The sequence below is a fragment of the Erwinia aphidicola genome, assembly GCF_024169515.1.
Lineage (GTDB): Bacteria > Pseudomonadota > Gammaproteobacteria > Enterobacterales > Enterobacteriaceae > Erwinia > Erwinia aphidicola.
In genome coordinates this window covers 2,649,167-2,668,172 of sequence record NZ_JAMKCQ010000001.1, presented here as the reverse complement: position 1 = coordinate 2,668,172, position 19,006 = coordinate 2,649,167, and the positions used below count along the sequence as shown (strand labels likewise).

17 protein-coding genes and 1 pseudogene are annotated in these 19,006 nt (G+C 56.7%); 4 read left to right on the top strand and 14 right to left on the bottom strand.

Annotation, left to right across the window (positions count from 1 at the left end; translation table 11 throughout):
• Positions 1–37 precede the first annotated feature (37 nt).
• Positions 38–313, top strand: a complete 276-nt coding sequence (locus tag J2Y91_RS12350; RefSeq protein ID WP_133624460.1) for a helix-turn-helix domain-containing protein — start codon at positions 38–40, stop codon at positions 311–313.
• A 64-nt stretch (positions 314–377) separates the two neighbouring features.
• Here J2Y91_RS12350 and J2Y91_RS12345 read toward each other — a convergent pair.
• From J2Y91_RS12345 to J2Y91_RS12335, 3 genes and pseudogenes are all read right to left on the bottom strand, one after another.
• Positions 378–568 (bottom strand): annotated as a pseudogene (locus J2Y91_RS12345) (VapC toxin family PIN domain ribonuclease); the annotation flags it as partial.
• 646 nt (positions 569–1,214) lie between these two features.
• A complete protein-coding gene (locus tag J2Y91_RS12340) occupies positions 1,215–1,682 on the bottom strand; it encodes a type II toxin-antitoxin system YhaV family toxin (RefSeq protein ID WP_133624462.1) in 468 nt (155 codons plus the stop codon).
• Positions 1,683–1,689: 7 nt separating this feature from the next.
• Positions 1,690–2,025 carry a type II toxin-antitoxin system PrlF family antitoxin gene (locus J2Y91_RS12335; protein WP_133624464.1) on the bottom strand — a complete coding sequence of 112 codons (336 nt, stop codon included), beginning with the start codon at positions 2,023–2,025 and terminating at the stop codon, positions 1,690–1,692.
• A gap of 564 nt (positions 2,026–2,589) precedes the next feature.
• Here J2Y91_RS12335 and J2Y91_RS12330 point away from each other — a divergent pair.
• Positions 2,590–3,372, top strand: coding sequence for an enoyl-CoA hydratase/isomerase family protein (locus J2Y91_RS12330; protein ID WP_133625119.1), 783 nt, complete (start codon positions 2,590–2,592; stop codon positions 3,370–3,372).
• A gap of 2 nt (positions 3,373–3,374) precedes the next feature.
• Here J2Y91_RS12330 and J2Y91_RS12325 read toward each other — a convergent pair whose 3' ends face one another.
• From J2Y91_RS12325 to J2Y91_RS12315, 3 genes are read right to left on the bottom strand one after another with little or no spacing between them, the layout of a single operon-like run.
• On the bottom strand, positions 3,375–4,574 hold the full coding sequence (locus J2Y91_RS12325) for a thiolase family protein (RefSeq protein ID WP_133624466.1): 1,200 nt from the start codon (positions 4,572–4,574) through the stop codon (positions 3,375–3,377).
• A complete protein-coding gene (locus J2Y91_RS12320; protein ID WP_133624468.1) occupies positions 4,537–6,042 on the bottom strand; it encodes a class I adenylate-forming enzyme family protein in 1,506 nt (501 codons plus the stop codon). Before J2Y91_RS12320 ends, J2Y91_RS12325 begins: the two co-directional genes overlap by 38 nt.
• A 5-nt stretch (positions 6,043–6,047) precedes the next feature.
• Complete coding sequence (locus J2Y91_RS12315) at positions 6,048–6,479, bottom strand: acyl-CoA thioesterase (RefSeq protein ID WP_413449724.1); 432 nt, start codon at positions 6,477–6,479, stop codon at positions 6,048–6,050.
• A 46-nt stretch (positions 6,480–6,525) separates the two neighbouring features.
• Between J2Y91_RS12315 and J2Y91_RS12310 the strand changes: the two genes are divergently transcribed.
• Positions 6,526–7,512 (top strand): zinc-dependent alcohol dehydrogenase family protein, encoded by a 987-nt coding sequence (locus tag J2Y91_RS12310; RefSeq protein ID WP_133624472.1) that lies wholly within the window; start codon positions 6,526–6,528, stop codon positions 7,510–7,512.
• A 54-nt stretch (positions 7,513–7,566) separates the two neighbouring features.
• Here J2Y91_RS12310 and J2Y91_RS12305 read toward each other — a convergent pair whose 3' ends face one another.
• The 8 genes from J2Y91_RS12305 to pdhR form a co-directional block, all read right to left on the bottom strand.
• Positions 7,567–8,106 (bottom strand): biotin transporter BioY, encoded by a 540-nt coding sequence (locus tag J2Y91_RS12305; RefSeq protein ID WP_133624474.1) that lies wholly within the window; start codon positions 8,104–8,106, stop codon positions 7,567–7,569.
• Positions 8,106–8,747, bottom strand: coding sequence for an energy-coupling factor transporter transmembrane component T family protein (locus J2Y91_RS12300; RefSeq protein ID WP_133624476.1), 642 nt, complete (start codon positions 8,745–8,747; stop codon positions 8,106–8,108). The genes J2Y91_RS12305 and J2Y91_RS12300 overlap by 1 nt, the downstream gene beginning before the upstream one ends.
• Positions 8,744–9,418 (bottom strand): energy-coupling factor ABC transporter ATP-binding protein, encoded by a 675-nt coding sequence (locus J2Y91_RS12295; RefSeq protein ID WP_048914930.1) that lies wholly within the window; start codon positions 9,416–9,418, stop codon positions 8,744–8,746. The genes J2Y91_RS12300 and J2Y91_RS12295 overlap by 4 nt, the downstream gene beginning before the upstream one ends.
• Positions 9,419–9,431: 13 nt before the next feature.
• Positions 9,432–10,136, bottom strand: a complete 705-nt coding sequence (locus J2Y91_RS12290; protein ID WP_133624478.1) for an SDR family NAD(P)-dependent oxidoreductase — start codon at positions 10,134–10,136, stop codon at positions 9,432–9,434.
• A 129-nt stretch (positions 10,137–10,265) separates the two neighbouring features.
• The gene (gene lpdA / locus J2Y91_RS12285) at positions 10,266–11,693 is read right to left on the bottom strand and encodes a dihydrolipoyl dehydrogenase (RefSeq protein WP_048914928.1); all 1,428 of its coding nucleotides are present in this window, start codon (positions 11,691–11,693) and stop codon (positions 10,266–10,268) included.
• 176 nt (positions 11,694–11,869) lie between these two features.
• Positions 11,870–13,462, bottom strand: a complete 1,593-nt coding sequence (gene aceF / locus J2Y91_RS12280; protein ID WP_133624482.1) for a pyruvate dehydrogenase complex dihydrolipoyllysine-residue acetyltransferase — start codon at positions 13,460–13,462, stop codon at positions 11,870–11,872.
• Between the two features lie 14 nt (positions 13,463–13,476).
• A complete protein-coding gene (gene aceE, locus J2Y91_RS12275) occupies positions 13,477–16,140 on the bottom strand; it encodes a pyruvate dehydrogenase (acetyl-transferring), homodimeric type (RefSeq protein ID WP_048914926.1) in 2,664 nt (887 codons plus the stop codon).
• A 139-nt stretch (positions 16,141–16,279) separates the two neighbouring features.
• On the bottom strand, positions 16,280–17,044 hold the full coding sequence (gene pdhR / locus J2Y91_RS12270; RefSeq protein WP_048914925.1) for a pyruvate dehydrogenase complex transcriptional repressor PdhR: 765 nt from the start codon (positions 17,042–17,044) through the stop codon (positions 16,280–16,282).
• A 472-nt stretch (positions 17,045–17,516) separates the two neighbouring features.
• On the opposite strand from pdhR, the gene aroP reads away from it, so the two are divergent.
• Positions 17,517–18,872, top strand: coding sequence for an aromatic amino acid transporter AroP (gene aroP / locus J2Y91_RS12265; protein ID WP_048914924.1), 1,356 nt, complete (start codon positions 17,517–17,519; stop codon positions 18,870–18,872).
• The last annotated feature ends 134 nt before the right edge of the window (positions 18,873–19,006 follow it).

Sequence of the window (19,006 nt, the reverse complement as noted above, 5' to 3'; positions counted from 1 at the left end):
TAAAATCTAATAAACCCAAAGAAAAAAGGTTGAGATCATGAATCGAAATAAAACCAAAACTAGCATTAACGCTCCAGACTGGCACAGGGCGCAGATCCAGTGCGCACTCAGAATGAAAGGCTATTCTTTAGCACAGTTATCTCGCGAGTACGGTTTATCATCCGGAACGCTGGCAAATGCTTTATCAAAACCATGGCTGAAGGGTGAGTTAATTATTGCTATGAAAATCGGGATTCCGCCAGAAAAAATCTGGCCATCGCGGTATTATGATGACGAAAAACCAGTCAAAAGAATATTAAGAAAAGTATATTAGCAGTGTTTTCAGCATACGTTTTTCCATCAATGCGCAAAGCTCATTATTGCTAAAATTATTTTTATCAGTCCTCCAACTTAATGCCTGGCACTCGCTTAAACTCCCGCATGTTATTAGTCACCAGAATAGCACCGACGGCAATGGCCGTATCGTTAGGATCAATCGGCGTACCGGCGGTACTCACTAGCATCTTAATATCTGTGGTGACATCAACCGCCCTTCGATGCCAGTGCAGTATGCATCCAGGCGGGAGCAACTCTGTTTTCTAAGCTGCCTGTACGGCAGTGAACTGCAGACTCTACGACAGAATTTTCTAAGCTGCCTGCTCGGCAGTGAACGTCCAGCCACAGCTGCTGGCTACGTTTTAACTTTTCTAAGCTGCCTGTACGGCAGTGAACTAAGCCTGGCGACTACTGTGCTGCGTTGTGGTTTTCTAAGCTGCCTGCTCGGCAGTGAACGGTTAACAAACCACTCTAACTCGTTATAAACATTATTCAATTGCTGCACGCTTGGTAAAAACCCTTTTTTAAAGCCGTTCGATTAGGTCGTTTAAAATCAAAAAGTTATCGAGGTGACAAAAAAGAGGTTCGCGCGGTTTTCAATAACGTACAGAACATTAAGAGTGACAGTGGATGAGATAAGCATCTAAACACCAGGTCGAGGCATGCCTCGACCCTACACTGGACGGTAAATACTTTAAGCTTTTTTTTCAGCGGATTTCGGAACAAGCTCTATGACATTAAACACCGCCATCAACCCGGCTGACTTTACATACATGCCTAATTTGACTGTCGGGAATAACTGGTTAGCGCTGTCTGCGGCTCCAGGCAGGAACTTCTATCCCACGCTAGCGCGGGAATAAAATTCTATGCGGGATATGAAGCTGTATTAATACGGATTTTTATTTATTTTTCTTCGATTCATGAAAGAGCTGCCCCCAATCCTTCGGCGGTTTCCCTTTTCTAAGCATTTTTTCGAAAACCCTGTAAGAATCGGTTTTGCTGTCATAGGTGCGAAGGGTACTACTGTCGTTCATCCACGCCAGGATTATCACCTTTTCCGCTGAGCTGTAGCGAAAAAATAATCGATAACGTGCATTACCAAACTTCGCCCTGGACCAATCCTTAAAATTGCTCCCCAGGGTAGTCCCCTGACGATACGCTGCAGCAGAAGGGTCGACAGCAATTCCTTCCTCAATAACTTTATGGACAACGGCCAGGAGCTTTGCTGATGCTTTCTTCTGGTATCCTTGAGGATCTTTTTGCTTTAAAACCTCAACCTCGCTAACTAGCGCGTCGTAGGCTTGCTTAAAACATGGATGCGCATAAATTTTCCACCCATTAACTTCTTCCGGCAATCCTTTGTCCATTAGCCCATCAGTCCTCGTCGCAGATATCATCGTCAATGTTAACGTTCATGCCAGCAACCAGTTCGCGGCCTCGCGACATGTCGAAAGGTTGAACATTCTGAGGAGCACTTTTGATGTCAGCAGCGAGAAAATGTAGGAATGCGTCCATGACATCATCTTCTTGCGCTATTTCTTGACGGCTCAGTAGTACTTTCCCACCGGAAAGGATCTCATACTGAATATGGTCTTTGCCCGGCCGAAGCTTCAGCGCTTCACGTACCGGTGCTGGTATTGTCGTTTGACAGCGGGCCGTCACTTTTGAATCGACAGTCAGAGCAGTATCGGGACGCGCGTTAGCACTCATATTTCTCACCTTAAAAATCTGATTAACTTCTGAGCAAATTATACGACGCGGGTTAAATTAATGCAATTGCATTATTTAATGATTACTGGTGTGAAGGGGATACTTTGACAACGTTTCATCCAGCAGTTGATCCCCCCTGCACAGCTGAAAATTCACGTGCATGATTTTCTAAGCTGCCTGCTCGGCAGTGAACGGCTAACAAACCACTCTAACTCGTTATAAACATTATTCAATTGCCGCACTCCTGGTAAAAAACCCTTTTTTAAAGCTGTTCGATTAGATCGTTTAAATCAAAAGGTTATCGAGGTGACAAAAAAGAGGGGCGTGCGGTTTTCAATAACGTACAGATCATTAAGAGTGACAGTGGATGAGATAAGCCTCTAAACACCAGGTCGAGGCATGCCTCGACCCTACCCTCGACTGTAAATACTTAGCTTTTTTCAGCAGAAGGATCTTTTTGCTTTAAAACTTTAACCTCACGAACTCGCGCGTCGTAAGCTTGCTAAATAAATGGATAGGCATAAAGCTACACTCTTCGCCCTCAGACAGTCACGGTAAGCCATGATGAATAGCCAACAACCGAACACGCAGCTGGTGCGCTGCGACCGCCCGATTGCCCACGTGGCGCGCCTGACGCTTAACCGCCCCGCCGCCAGCAATGCCTACAACGCGGTGATGGTCGCCGAGCTGGAAGAGTGCCTGAGCTGGTGCGAGCAGCAGCCGGATATCCGCACGGTGATCCTCACCGGCAGCGGTACGGTATTCTGCGGGGGTGCCGATTTGCAGGAGGCATTCACCGATGGCGGCAAAGGGCTGATGAACTCTCACGGTGGCTATAACCCGTTGCAGCACCTGCCGCGGCGCAAAATCTGGATTGCCGCGCTTAACGGTCATGCCTTCGGCGGCGGGCTGGAGCTGGCGCTGGAGTGCGATTTTATTATCGCGGCGCCGCAGGTGAAAATCGCACTGCCGGAAGTGAAGCACGGGCTGCTGCCGCTCGGGGGCGCGATCGGCCAGCTGGCCACGCGGCTGCCTGCCAGCGTGGCGCGTGAGATGCTGCTGATCGGCGAACCGATGGACGCACAGCGGGCGCTGGCGCTGGGGCTGTTTTATCAGCTGGCGGAGGCGGAAGAGCTGATGGAGAGCGCGCTGGCGCTAGCGGCCCGCCTAAACCGCAACGCGCCGCTGGCGGTTCAGGCCTGCAACGCGCTATTGAGAGAGACTCTCGCTGAGGATCTGCGCCAGCGCAGCGCTGAAGAGTTACAGCAGCTGCAAAGCAGCCTCGACTATCAGGAAGGCCTGCACGCCTTTGCTGAGCGGCGCGCCCCGCAGTGGCGCGGAAAGTAGGATTACAGCCGCACCGCCTGAAACAGCGCGCTTAGCCCTAATCCTCCGGCGATGCCGAGCATCGCCAGCCCGTAGCCACTCCCCTGCTGTTTGCCGACCAGCTGGTTGAACAGGCGCGTCACCATAATGGCACCGGAAGCGCCGTAAGGGTGGCCGAGAGCGATCGCCCCGCCCTGCAAATTAATGCGCTGCTCATCAATGCCCAGCGCGTCCACCGAACCCAGCACCTGCGCGGCGAAAGCCTCGTTAAACTCAATCACGGGTATAGCATCCAGCGTCAGCTGCGGCTGGCGCGCCAGTAGCTTTTGCGTGGCGGGCACCGGGCCGAGGCCCAGCAGGTTCGGGTCAACGCCCGCACTACAGGCATCGGCAAATAGCAGCCCCTCGCTAAAACCGCACTCGCGCGCTTTGCGGCGGCTCATCACCAGCAGCAGCGAAGCGCCGTCATTTAGCGGGCAGCAGTTGCCTGCGGTCACCGTGCCGTTGGCGGCGAAAACCGGAGGAAGTGCCGCCAGTCGTTCAAGGGAGGTACCGGGGCGCGGGCACTCATCGCTGGCAATCTGCTGGCCGTTCACGCTGAGCGCCACGATTTCGGCGGCAAACGCGCCCTGCTGCTGCGCGGCGATGGCGCGCTGATGGCTGCGCAGGGCAAACTGGTCCTGGCGCTGGCGGCCGATGCCGCAGTGCTGCGCGACATTTTCGGCGGCGATGCCCATTTCAGGGTCTCCCACCTCCTCCGGCGAGAAGCGCGCACGGCCATAAAAGCGCGGCATCTGCTTCAGAGAGCCGGGTTTCTCCACCCGCCACGGCGCGCTGCTGACGCTCTCAACGCCACCGGCCAGGTAGCACTCCCCGGCCTGCGCCTGCACCAGACGGCAGGCGTTGATCACCGCCTCCAGCCCCGAGCCGCACTGGCGGTCAACCGTTACCGCCGGAACCGCCAGCGGAAGCCCTGCCGCCAGCGCCGCCAGGCGGGCAATGTTGCCACCGCCGCCGGTAGCATTGCCGATAATCACCTCGTCGATGGCGCTGAAATTTTCCGGCAGCGTCGCCAGAAGATGGGTAAACAGCGGTGCCAGCAGCGCTTCCATTGGCAGGCTGGCCAGTGCGCCATAAGCTCTGCCTACCGGCGTGCGGCAGGCGGCGACAATCACCGGCTGGCTGTCACTCGGCGGCTGATAGTTCAGTAAGCTCTGCGGCATGGCCTGCAATCCTCTTTTCCAGCTCGTTACGTTTTATCTTGCCGCTTGGCGTCAGCGGCCAGCGGCTAATGCGGTAATAGTGGCGCGGGCGCTTATATTTTGCCAGAAGCTCGCGGCACTTGACTGCCAGCTGGCGGCAGGCGTCGTCATCGGCTTCAACAACCGCTACCAGCTTTTTGCCGAGGTAGTCATCATCAACGGCGATCACCACCGCTTCAATCATTCCCGGCAGCGATTTAATCACCGACTCGATTTCGGAGAGATAGATGTTATTGCCGCCGCTGAGGATCATATTTCCCCGGCGGCCAATCACCGTTAAGCGCTGACGCTGGTCGAGATAACCGATATCGGCCACCGTCGCCATATGACCCTGCTTTACAAAAGCAGTGCCGTCATCGCCCCATAAATACCCTTCGATCAGCTGCTCGCTGCTGAGCCAGATGGTGCCGGGCTGGCCGGCGGGCAGTAATTTACCGTCGTCATCACGGATGGTGATTTCGGTGCCGGGAAAAGCAGACCCGACGTTGGCCAGCGAGTCGCTGATGTTGTCGTCATCCAGCGTCGAGACCGCAATAAATCCCAGCTCGGAAGCGCCGTAATACTCCTGCATGCGCGCCGCCGGAAACAGCGCGCGCGCCTGGCGATAGTGGTTTAGCTCCAGCTTGGCCCCGGCGCTCAGCAGGCTGCGCAGCTCGGGGAATTCTGCCCCGGCGCTGACGCGGGCGAAACCGGCGATCATCGTCGGCACCAGCACGATGCGCGCAATTTTTTCCGCAGCGATCAGGGCCAGCGCCGCCGCAGGCTGCCACTGCCCGAGGCTGTAAAAGGTGCCCCCGGCATACAGCGTCTCGTTCAGGCAGTAGAGGCCAATGCCGTGCGATAGCGGGCCGGGAAAAAGGGTTGACGGCGCTGCGGCCAGCTGGAAAATCGCCTCGCCGTTTTCAAAGCTGCAGCGCCACGAGCGGCGCGAGCGGATAAAGGCTTTTGGCAGGCTGGTGGTGCCGGAGGTGAAGTTGATCAGAAACGGCGTTGGCGCCTGCATCTGGGCACAAAACTCTCCCTCCTCCCGCAGTGGGTCGGCTGGCTGCCAGCCGTCCACCGCCAGCCAGCGGATCGCAAGCTGCTCCGCCACGGCGATCAGCTGATGGTCCTGCTGTTTCAGCAGCAGCAGGCCGGGCGCCAGGCGGCTCAGCATATCGCGCAGCTGCTCAAGCGGAGCCTGCGGGTCGATAATCGCGGCGGTGTAGGGATGCGCGGTGGCGGCAAGCCAGGCGACGGGAAAAGCAAGGTGGTTACCGGTGGCAATCGCCACAGTGCCGGATGCATTCGGCTGCTGGCGCAGATGCTGATACAGTGCGAGGCCGCGCTGCCACAGCTGCTGCCAGCTCAGCGTCTGGCCGTCGATGCTGACGGCGGTTTTATTCGGGGTGTTGTTCGCGTGCAGCTTAACCCTGTCGTGGACCGGCATCTGCCTCAGGCCTCGCTGACGGGGAAATAGCGGGTTAACGCCTGGCGCGTTTCATCGGGAATGCGGCAGGGTTTATGGTCGGTGAGATCGACGCAGACCCAGACTAACTTGCCGAGCGCGGCGGGAATGTTTTTCCCCTGCAGCATCAGCTGGATGCTAAACGTCAGGCTGCTGTTGCCGAGCTGCTCAATCGCCACCTGCGGCGCTACCACATCATCCACCGACAGCGGATGCAGAAAAGTGGCTTCGCATTTTTTAACGTGATACACCACGCCCGCACTGTCGGGGCGAAACAGCGGCAGAATATCCGCACGGCGAAAAGCATTCACTACCGCGTCTTCGCAGTAGTCCAGATAGACGGAATTATGCACGTGGCCGTTGAAATCAATGTCGCGCATTGATACGCGAAATGTTTCGCTATTATACTGATCCTGCATAAAAATCATTAACCTGTAAACCGGACAACACTGAAGAAAATATACCATGAAAGAGACTTTATTCACCAGAGCGGTGGTCCGGGAGTTCGGCAACATCAGCGACGTTGTGCAGCTGGAGCAGTGCGCATTAGCCCCGTTAGCGGCGGGCAGCGTGCGGGTCAGAATGCGCTACGCCACGATTAATCCCTCCGATATTATTACCATTTCCGGTGCATACCGTTCACGCATCGCCCTGCCGTTCGTGCCGGGGTTTGAAGGCACCGGCACTGTCTGTGAGAGCCATGACGACGGGCTGGTCGTCGGTCAGCGCGTGCTGCCGGTCGGCAGTATGGGCGCGTGGCAGACCTTTAAAGAGAGCGAGCCGCAGTGGTGCTTCACCCTGCCGGACTACGTCACTGACCAGCAGGCGGCGACCAGCTACGTCAACCCGATGACCGCGCTGCTGATGCTGACCGAGGAGCTGCAGTTTACCCCGGGGATGCGCATCATCATTAACGCCGCCAACTCCGCGATTGGCAAAATGCTGATCCGCATCGCCAACCATATGGGGCTGGAGCCGATTGTTATCGTACGCCGGGCGCAGAACCTCGGGCTGTTCGCGGGCTGTGCCACTGAGCAGGCGATCAACAGCAGCGCGGCGGATTATGCGCAGAGGCTGGCGGCCATTGCCCGCAGCGGCGGCGCGGCGGCGATCCTCGACTGCATTGGCGGCGACGAGTCGCTGACGCTGGCGCAGGCGCTGGCACCCGGCGGGCAGTTTATCCATTACGGCCTGCTCTCCGGCCAGCCCATTCCCCCTGCGTTCTGGCGCAGTCGCCCGGACATTCGCTTTTCCAATTTCCATCTGCGCCTGTGGGTGCATAACCATGAGAAAGCGCTGGTGCAGCGCCGGATCAACGAGGTGATGGCGTTTATCCGCGACGGGGTGATCGCCACCGACATTGTGGCGGAGTTCGCGCTGGAAGAGATTGATCAAGCGGTAAAAGCGGTGCAGTCGGGGGAGTTGCAGGGCAAGATTTTATTGCGCATGTAGCGTCAGAAACGGGCCGACCGAACAAGAGGGTCGGCCCCTACGCAGGTGTCGGGCTTATTCCAGGGTCGGATAGGCCCGGCGCACGGCGCGCACAATCAGCACCGCCAGCACCACTTTAACGATATCCCCCGGCAGGAAGCCGAGAGAACCCAGCGCCGCCTGCTTAAGCGGCAGCCCCGCCACCAGCGCTATCCACGGAATACCCGCCGAGTAGATCAGCACCACGCCGCCCAGCGTCAGGAACAGCAGCTCTTTCACCAGCGTTAGCGATCGCAAATTACGCTGATACAGCCAGCCAATCAGCAGTGCCGCCAGCGGCCACGCGAGGATAAATCCACCGCTGGGGCCAAGGAAAATCCCCAAGCCCCCCCGCCCGCCGGCCAGCAGCGGCAGGCCAATTGCCACCAGCAGCACAAACAGCACCAGCGCCAGCGCACCGCGTTTCGCCCCGGCAATCGCTCCGGCCAGCATCGGGCCTAGCGTCTGGGCGGTGATCGGTACCGCAATCACCGGCAGGCTGAAGGCCGGGAACAGGCCCAGCGCGGCGGTGATCGCGGCAAACAGCGCGATATACACAATATCTCGGGTCGACATTACTCTCTCACTTTTTCAGCATCGCTGCGCTCACGGCGCAGCTGGGGGTCCCAGGCGCGGGCTTCCAGCGCGGCGGCAATATCATCGGCCATCTTCAGGGTACGCACAATCACCGGGATCGCCACCGCCAGCACGCTGCGATCCAGCCCGCGCGCCTTTTGCGCTTCGCGCACTTCGGCGGTGATCCCCGCCAGCACCGGAATAAAACGCAGCGCCAGCGACAGCGCCAGGCTGACTTTGGCCGGGTTGATGCGCAGGAAGCGCAGCCAGAACAGCCCTTTCTCCAGCGCGTCGATCATCTCTGAAGTGCGGGTGGTGAGCGTCACCAGCGCCGCCATCAGCATCAGCGCCGCCAGGCGGGCAATCACCAGCACCCCGGACTGCCAGCTGACCATCCACCACTGGACGGAAAACAGCAGCACCAGCACCCACAGCAGCGGCTTCAGCTGCAGCAGCATAATACGCAGGCTGATGCGTGCCAGCGGATAGAGCAGCATCACCACCAGCAGCGCGCCAAGCGTCGCATCCAGGCGCGGGAAGACAAACAGCAGCGTGCCGAGGATCGCCAGCGTGAGGATCTTGATGCCCGGCGGCAAACGGTGCAGCGGGGAATGACCCGGAATATAGTCGCTCAGCGTCATGACATCATCCTGACGTACTCTTTCAGCGCCACGGCGGGCACATCGTCAATCACCACTTTGCCGTGATCGAACACCAGCACGCGCTCGAAATCCTGCAAAAACTCCAGATCGTGCGAGACCACAATAGCGGTCTGCTCGAGGTCGGCAATCGCCTGGGCAATCCGGCGCTTGTTGCGTAGATCCAGCAGCGTGGTCGGCTCATCAAACACGATGTACTCCGGCGCCATCACCAGCACGCCGGAGATCGCCAGCAGCTGTTTCTGACCGCCGCTCAGCAGGTGCGCCGGATGCTGGCGAAACGCCTGCATATCGTAGCGCGCCAGTGCGGCATCGCTGCGCTCGCGGATCACCGCCTTCGACAGGCCAAGATTTTTCATCCCGAAGGCGAGATCTTCCTCCACCACCGGAAAAACAATCTGATTATCCGGGTTCTGGAAAACAAAGCCGACTTTGCGCCGCACCGCTTTACCGTGCTGACGGGTGTTGAGGCCGTCGACCAGCACTTCGCCCTGCTTCGGCAGCAGCAGGCCATTCAGCAGGCGGACAAAGGTGCTTTTACCGCAGCCGTTGCTGCCGACGATGCCGATGCGTTTTTCCGTCAGCTGCAGATTGATATTGTCGAGTACCGTGCGCTCACCGTAAGCGTGCGATACCCCTTTCAGTTCCAGCATGAAGTCTCCTGGCTCAGGCGGGTTTGCGCGGGCGATACTGGCGGCCAATGGTCAGCTGCTCGACCACCGCGGCAGGCGACAGCGACACAACGAAATCGACGGCGCGGCAGATATCTTCGCTGCTCAGCATCTCGTCCGGTGTCAGTCCTGAACCCTGCGCCATATCGGTATCCACCACGTCCGGGCACAGGGTGGTGACTTTAATCCCCTGTGCGCCCAGCTCGCGGGCAATCGAGCGGCTGTAGCCGACCAGTGCATGTTTGCTGGCGGCATAGCTGGCGACGCTGCCGTAAGGCTGCACGCCGCTGACCGAAGCCAGATTAAAGATGCGCGCGTCCGGCGCACGCAGCAGCCACGGCGTACAGAGCTGGCACAGGTGATGAATGGCGGTGACGTTGGTGGCCAGCATCGCGCTGAAGTCATCGACCGGGGTGCAGGTCGACCCGGCGCGGAAAATCCCGGCGGCGTTGATCAGCACGTCCAGCTGCGGATGCTGGCTGAGTGCCTGCTGCACCTGCTGTGCAACGGCAGGATAGTCACAGACGTCGAGCGCCAGCGTCTGTAAACGTGCGGGGTCGCGCGTAGCGGCAAAGCTTGCCAGCGCCTGCGCATCACGCGCCAGTAGAATCAGATGATAGCCCTGCTCATAGAAATGGCGGGCAAGATGGTGACCGATACCGCGGGAGGCACCGGTAATCAGTGCGACTTTGTTTAGCACAACACGCCTTTTAGCTGGGCAGAAATTGCCTGCAAAGATACGCGAATTTTCGTCGCCCTGCGCGGATTTTTAGCGGGGTACAGTAAGCAAAACGGCTCCCGCAGGAGCCGTTTCTAACGCGTCAGCGAATTATTTCTTTTTCGCTTTCGGGTTTGGCAGGTCGGTGATGCTGCCTTCGAAGATTTCCGCCGCCAGACCAACCGATTCGTGCAGGGTTGGGTGAGCGTGGATGGTCAGCGCCAGATCTTCAGCGTCACAACCCATCTCGATAGCCAGACCGATTTCACCCAGCAGCTCGCCGCCGTTGGTGCCGACAATCGCACCACCGATCACGCGGTGAGTCTCTTTGTCGAAGATCAGTTTGGTCATGCCGTCTGCACAATCGGAAGCGATAGCACGGCCTGAAGCTGCCCACGGGAAGGTGGCGGTTTCATAGCTGATGCCTTTCTCTTTCGCTTCTTTCTCGGTCAGACCGACCCAGGCAACTTCTGGCTCAGTGTAAGCAATCGATGGGATCACTTTCGGGTCGAAGTAGTGTTTCTTACCAGAAATCACTTCTGCCGCCACGTGGCCTTCATGCACGCCTTTGTGTGCCAGCATTGGCTGACCGACGATGTCGCCGATAGCAAAGATGTGCGGCACGTTGGTACGCATCTGCTTGTCGACGCGGATGAAACCACGGTCGTCCACTTCCACGCCCGCTTTGCCAGCATCCAGACCTTTACCGTTCGGTACGCGGCCAATCGCCACCAGCACCGCGTCGTAACGCTGTGGTTCTGCAGGGGCTTTTTTGCCTTCCATGGTCACGTAGATGCCGTCTTCTTTCGCTTCTACCGCGGTGACTTTGGTTTCCAGCATCAGGTTGAACTGCTTACCGATACGCTTAGTGAAGACTTTCACCACGTCTTTGTCGGCAGCCGGGATCACCTGATCAAACATTTCTACCACGTCAATCTGTGAGCCGAGCGCGTGATACACGGTGCCCATCTCCAGACCGATGATACCGCCGCCCATGACCAGCAGACGCTCTGGCACTTCTTTCAGCTCCAGCGCATCGGTAGAGTCCCAAACGCGTGGGTCTTCGTGCGGAATGAATGGCAGCTGAATGGGACGGGAACCCGCCGCGATAATTGCGTTGTCGAAAGTGATCGTGGTGGTTTCACCCTTCTCATTTTCCACAACCAGAGTATTTGCACCGGTAAATTTACCCAGGCCGTTGACCACGTTCACTTTACGGCCTTTTGCCATGCCGGCCAGGCCACCGGTCAGCTGACCGATCACTTTCTCTTTCCAGCTGCGGATTTTATCAACATCGGTCTGCGGCTTGCCGAAGACGATACCGTGAGCTTCCAGCGCTTTGGCTTCTTCAATCACCTTCGCCACGTGCAGCAGGGCTTTAGAAGGGATACAGCCGACATTCAGACAGACACCACCCAAGGTGCTGTAACGCTCAACGATCACGGTCTCCAGACCTAAATCCGCTGCACGGAAGGCTGCAGAGTAGCCTGCAGGACCTGCCCCAAGTACCACGACCTGAGTTTTAATTTCTGTACTCATCATGACCTCTTAATTGATTGTCCGGCGGGTCAGGGCTTTGAATTTGAACGTCCTTCTTCCACCGGGACGCGTTCACCGCAAGAGTTTACAGAATTGTTAATAAACTGCAAACCGCGGTGCCACGAATCACTACAACATCTTACGACAAGGCCGGCTTTCGCCGGCCTTGTTAAGGGTTACATCACCAGACGGCGAATGTCGGCCAGTGCATTGTTGATGATGGTGATGAAACGCGCACCGTCAGCACCGTCGATGACGCGGTGGTCGAAGGAGAGCGACATCGGCATCATCAGACGCGGCGTGAACTCTTTACCGTTCCAGACCGGCTCCATCGCAGACTTGGAAACGCCCAGGATAGCCACTTCCGGCGCGTTAACGATTGGCGCGAAGTGAGTTGTCCCGATACCGCCCAGGCTGGAGATGGTGAAGCAACCGCCCTGCATTTCGCCCGCGGTCAGCTTGCCATCACGCGCTTTTTTGGAGATAGCCATCAGTTCACGCGAAAGCTCGGTAATGCCTTTCTTGTTCACGTCTTTGAACACCGGAACCACCAGACCGTTTGGCGTATCAACCGCCACACCGATGTTGATGTATTTTTTCAGCGTCAGTTTCTGACCATCTTCAGACAGCGAGCTGTTGAAGCGAGGCATCTGCTCAAGCGCAGCCGCGACTGCTTTCATGATGAACACCACCGGGGTGAACTTCACGTCCAGCTTGCGCTTCTCGGCTTCGGCGTTCTGCTGCTTGCGGAACGCTTCCAGTTCGGTGATGTCGGTTTTATCGAAGTGAGTCACGTGTGGGATCATCACCCAGTTGCGGCTCAGGTTAGCACCAGAAATTTTCTGGATGCGGCCCAGCTCGACTTCTTCGATTTCGCCGAACTTGCTGAAGTCCACTTTCGGCCATGGCAGCATGCCAGGCAGACCGCCGCCAGCGGCAGCAGGAGCTTCAGCGCGTTTCACCGCGTCTTTCACGTAGCTCTGCACGTCTTCTTTCAGAATACGGCCTTTACGTCCGGTGCCTTTGACTTTCGCCAGGTTTACACCGAATTCGCGTGCCAGACGGCGGATCACCGGGGTGGCGTGCACGTAGGCATCGTTTTCTGCGAAATCAGACTTCGCTTCCGCTTTAGCAGGCGCCGCAGCCGGGGCCGCTTTCTCTTCCTGCTTAGGCGCAGCTGGGGCATCTTCTGTTTTGGCAGCCGGAGCGGCGGCGGCTGGAGCAGCGCCTTCCACTTCGAACACCATCACCAGAGAGCCGGTGCTGACTTTGTCGCCGGTGGCAATTTTGATCTCTTTCACGGTACCCGCGAACGGCGCCGGAACTTCCATTGAGGCTTTGTCGCCTTCAACGGTGAGGATCGACTGCTCAGCTTCAACCTTGTCGCCAACTTTAACCATGATCTCGGTGACTTCAACTTCGTCGCCGCCGATGTCCGGTACGTTAACGTCTTTTGCACCGCTGGCCGCAGCAGGCGCAGCCGCCGGGGCCGCTTCTTCTTTCTTCTCTTCGGCCGGAGCCGGTGCCGCAGCACCGCCTTCCGCTTCGAAGATCATGATCAGTTTGCCAGTCTCAACTTTGTCGCCGGTAGAGATTTTGATCTCTTTTACCACGCCAGCCTGCGGAGATGGGACTTCCATAGAGGCTTTATCGCCTTCTACGACAATCAGCGACTGCTCAACTTCAACCTTGTCGCCAACCTTGACCAGGATCTCGGTGACTTCAACTTCGTCCGCGCCGATGTCCGGTACATTAATTTCGATAGCCATTACTCTCTTACCTCTTATGCCAGACGCGGGTTAACTTTATCTGCATCGATCTCGAACTTGGCGATGGCATCTGCCACCACTTTCTTGTCGATTTCGCCACGTTTAGCCAGTTCACCCAGGGCCGCTACGACCACGTAAGACGCGTCCACTTCGAAGTGGTGACGCAGGTTCTCACGGCTGTCTGAACGACCAAAGCCGTCCGTACCCAGCACGCGGTAATCGCTGGCAGGCACATAGCTGCGCACCTGCTCGGCGAACAGTTTCATGTAGTCAGTTGACGCCACGGCCGGTGCATCGTTCATCACCTGAGCGATGTACGGTACGCGTGCTTCTTCTGTTGGGTGCAGCATGTTCCAGCGCTCACAGTCCTGACCGTCACGGGCCAGTTCGGTGAAGGAGGTCACGCTGTAGACGTCAGAACCCACACCGTAGTCTTTCGCCAGGATCTCAGCCGCTTCACGCACGTGACGCAGGATAGAGCCTGAACCCAGCAGCTGAACTTTACCTTTGCTACCCGCGATGGTGTCGAGTTTGTAGATACCTTTACGGATACCCTCTTCGGCACCGGCCGGCATGGCTGGCATGTGGTAGTTTTCGTTCAGCGTGGTGATGTAGTAGTAGACGTTTTCCTGCGCGTCACCGTACATGCGTACCAGACCGTCATGCATGATGACCGCGACTTCATAGGCGTACGCTGGATCGTAAGAGATACAGTTCGGGATAGTCAGCGACTGAATGTGGCTGTGACCATCTTCGTGCTGCAGACCTTCGCCGTTCAGCGTGGTACGACCGGAAGTACCGCCCACCAGGAAGCCACGCGCCTGCTGGTCACCTGCTGCCCAGCACAGGTCGCCGATACGCTGGAAACCGAACATGGAGTAGTAGATGTAGAACGGGATCATTGGCAGGTTGTTGGTGCTGTAAGACGTTGCCGCCGCCAGCCACGATGCGCCTGCACCCAGTTCGTTAATGCCTTCCTGCAGGATCTGACCTTTCTCGTCTTCTTTATAGTATGCAACCTGCTCACGGTCCTGCGGGGTGTACTGCTGGCCGTTCGGGCTGTAGATACCGATCTGACGGAACAGACCTTCCATACCGAAGGTACGCGCTTCATCGGCGATGATTGGCACCAGGCGATCTTTGATCGACGGGTTCTTCAGCATCACGTTCAGGGCACGCACGAAGGCGATAGTGGTGGAGATCTCTTTGTTCTGCTCATCCAGCAGCTGACGGAAATCTTCCAGCGCAGGCATTTCCAGCTTCTCGCTGAATTTTGCTTCGCGGGTTGGCAGGTAGCCACCCAGCTTCTGACGCTGGCCGTGCAGGTAAGTGTGCTCTTCCGAGCCTTCAGCGAAGGTCACGTAAGGCAGGTTTTCGATCTCTTCATCGCTGACTGGCACGTTGAAGCGGTCGCGGATGTAACGCACGCCTTCGTGGTTCATCTTCTTAACCTGGTGCGCGATGTTTTTGCCTTCCGCAGTCTCACCCATACCGTAACCTTTAACGGTATGAGCCAGGATCACCACAGGTTTGCCTTTGGTATCCTGCGCTTTTTTCAGCGCGGCATAGACTTTCTTCGGATCGTGGCCGCCACGGTTCAGTGACCAGATCTCGTCGTCGGTCATATCTTTCACCAGCTCTGCGGTTTCCGGATATTTACCGAAGAAGTGCTCACGCACGTAAGCGCCGTTTTTCGATTTGAAGGTCTGGTAGTCACCGTCAACGGTTTCGTTCATCAGCTGGACCAGTTTACCGCTGGTATCTTTACGCAGCAGCGCATCCCAACGATCGCCCCAGATCACTTTGATCACTTCCCAGCCGGCGCCACCGAAGATGCCGTCCAGTTCGTTGATGATCTTGCCGTTACCGGTGACCGGGCCATCCAGGCGCTGCAGGTTACAGTTGATGATGAAGACCAGGTTATCCAGTTTTTCACGGGTGGCGATGGTGATCGCACCTTTGGATTCCGGCTCATCCATCTCACCGTCACCGAGGAAGGCGTAAACGGTCTGCTGAGAGGTATCTTTCAGGCCGCGGTGTTCCAGATATTTCAGGAACTTCGCCTGGTAGATCGCACCCAGTGGACCCAGGCCCATGGAAACGGTCGGGAACTGCCAGAAGTCAGGCATCAGTTTCGGGTGCGGGTAAGAGGAGAGGCCTTTACCATGCACTTCCTGACGGAAGTTGTTCATCTGCTCTTCGGTCAGGCGACCTTCAAGGAACGCACGTGCGTAAACGCCTGGAGAGATGTGGCCCTGGAAGTAAACCAGATCGCCGCCGTCTTTTTCGGTACGCGCGCGGAAGAAGTGGTTAAAGCACACTTCATACACGGTTGCGGAAGACTGGAAGGAGGACATATGGCCACCCAGTTCCAGATCTTTCTTGGAAGCACGCAGCACGGTCATGATGGCGTTCCAGCGAATCGCGGAACGGATACGGCGCTCTAAAGAGGTGTTGCCCGGGTATTCCGGCTCATCTTCAACAGCAATAGAGTTGACGTAGTTATTGGCTCCAGCACCGGCTGCCACTTTAACGCCGCCTTTACGTGCTTCGCTCAGGACCTGGTCGATAAGGTACTGTGCGCGCTCAACACCTTCTTCACGGATGACCGATTCGATCGCTTCTAGCCAGTCGCGAGTTTCGATCGGATCCACGTCATTGTTTAAACGTTCTGACATGGGGGGTATTCCTTATCTGTGTCTAATTACGTTGAATTGTCTGGAGCCTGTCTCTCTGTCCTCTGACTCATTGCAAAACACAGAGAGACAGGCCCGTCGTTTATACCTTTATCGGTATCTGCCGCGTTATTTTTACGCGTTAGTCCTTACGTTGCTGTAAACGTCGCAAGGAGCGCTCTCTACGACTTTGCTCCCGACTCCTGTCCAGCAATATTTCCTCGATAAACGCCAGATGGCGGTGTGAAGCTTCGCGCGCCTGTTCCGGCTCGCGTGCCACAATCGCCTCAAAAATACTGGCGCGGTGTTCACTCACCTGCGCCAGTATTTCACGGCGCAAGTAAAGCATTTCGAAGTTCTGTCTGACGTTCTGTTGCAGCATCGGCCCCATGCTGCGTAATAGATGCAAAAGCACGACATTATGGGCGGCTTCTGTGACAGCAATCTGATATTGCATCACCGCATTGGCTTCAGCGTCCAGGTCGCCGCTCTGCTGGGCGGTCTGGATCTGCACGTGGCAGTCGCGGATGCGCACCAGGTCTTCGTCAGTGCCGCGCAGTGCGGCGTAATAGGCGGCAATCCCTTCCAGCGCGTGACGCGTTTCCAGCAGGTCGAACTGGGATTCAGGATGGCCGGCAAGTAATTCAACGAGCGGGTCGCTCAGGCTTTTCCACAGGCTGTTCTGGACGAAGGTGCCCCCGCCCTGACGGCGCAGCAGCAACCCTTTGGCTTCCAGACGCTGGATAGCTTCACGCAGGGAGGGACGGGAGACATCAAACTGCACGGCCAGCTCACGCTCGGGCAGCAGTTTCTCTCCGGGACGCAGTGTCCCTTCCATAATCAGGGACTCGAGCTGTTGCTCGATGGCATCAGAGAGCTTTGGTTGGCGGATCTTACTGTATGCCATTATCCCTTCTTCTACGATTTGCCAAAGTAAATTGGTAATACCAATTTCCAAAAGGAGCCCGTAAAGTAACAAAGTATTCACCTGATGTCCATATGGCAACCGACTGAAAGCAGACCGTCGTCTCGTTCCTCATCAGGCAACAGGCCCCCGTATTCCCCACCTGAAGCAGCGCGGCAAATGTTAAATTTGGTCACTTTTTCGAAAGGCGGCAGCGGCTTAGTAGATAAAATCTGAAAGCACTATAAGAGAATGTTATTCGTCATTCGCTCCGGTTTATGCCAAATAATGGAATGTGAAAAGTGAGAGCGAACGTTGATTTTTTGGGCATTCTTTCGCACGGAAAGCAAAAGCGAGTGCATTAGGGGGCACTTAACACTATTCTCTTCGCCAGGATAGGTTTTGCCCTATTTTCGCTTACACCACAGCGTAAAGATTTTAATACATTTTCAAGAATTATAAGAACGAGGTCTCTATGGAACAACAGCAGGGCGAAACGCTGAAGCGCGGGTTAAAAAACCGTCACATTCAGCTGATTGCATTAGGCGGCGCCGTCGGCACCGGCCTGTTTCTGGGTAGTGCATCGGTTATTCAATCTGCGGGTCCGGGGGTTATTCTCGGCTACGCTATCGCGGGTTTTATCGCCTTCCTGATTATGCGCCAGTTGGGCGAAATGGTAGTGGAAGAACCTGTTGCAGGTAGCTTCAGCCACTTCGCTTATAAATACTGGGGTAATTTCGCCGGTTTCGCCTCTGGCTGGAACTACTGGGTGCTGTATGTGCTGGTGGCGATGGCGGAACTGACCGCCGTCGGCAAATACATCCAGTTCTGGTATCCGGATATCCCGACGTGGATGTCGGCTGCAGTGTTCTTTATCCTTATCAACGCCATCAACCTGACGAACGTCAAAGTGTTCGGTGAGATGGAGTTCTGGTTCGCGATTGTCAAAGTGGTGGCCGTTGTCGCCATGATCCTGTTCGGCGCATGGCTGCTGTTCAGCGACACCGCCGGTCCGCAAGCCACGGTGCGCAACCTGTGGCAACAGGGTGGCTTCCTGCCGCACGGTTTCACCGGGCTGATTATGATGATGGCGATTATCATGTTCTCCTTCGGCGGTCTGGAACTGGTTGGCATTACGGCAGCAGAAGCTGATAACCCGGAAACCAGCATTCCAAAAGCCACCAATCAGGTGATCTACCGCATTTTGATCTTCTATATCGGCTCGCTGGCGGTGCTGCTTTCTCTGCTGCCCTGGACCCGCGTCACCGCTGACACCAGCCCGTTTGTACTGATCTTCCACGAGCTGGGCGATGCGCTGGTAGCCAATGCGCTCAATGTGGTGATCCTCACCGCTGCCCTGTCGGTGTACAACAGCTGCGTTTACTGTAACAGCCGCATGCTGTTCGGCCTGGCGCAGCAGGGCAATGCCCCGAAAGCGCTGCTGAAAGTCGACAGCCGTGGCGTGCCGGTGATCTCAATCCTGTTCTCTGCGCTAGCCACCGGCCTGTGCGTACTGCTCAACTATCTGATGCCGGGCGAGGCCTTTGGCCTGCTGATGGCGCTGGTGGTTTCTGCACTGGTGATTAACTGGGCGATGATCAGCCTGGCGCACATGAAGTTTCGCCGTAAGAAAGACCAGCAGGGGGTAAAAACCCGCTTCCCGGCGCTGCTTTACCCACTGGGCAACTGGATCTGCCTGCTGTTCCTTGCCGGTATTCTGGTGCTGATGGCCATGACCCCGGGTATGGCGATCTCGGTGTGGCTGATCCCGGTCTGGGTGGCTATCCTCGGCGTCGGCTACTGGGTGAAGAACCGCGCACAGCGCGCGTAAACATTACTCGCGCTTTTGATTCGGCCAGCACCCGCTGGCCGAATTGTTATCTGCCTCACACTTTCCCCCTCCCAGGCGTTTTGTCCATCTCTGCAACGTTTTACACCTGCGCACGCCGTACGTTAAGCGTGAAT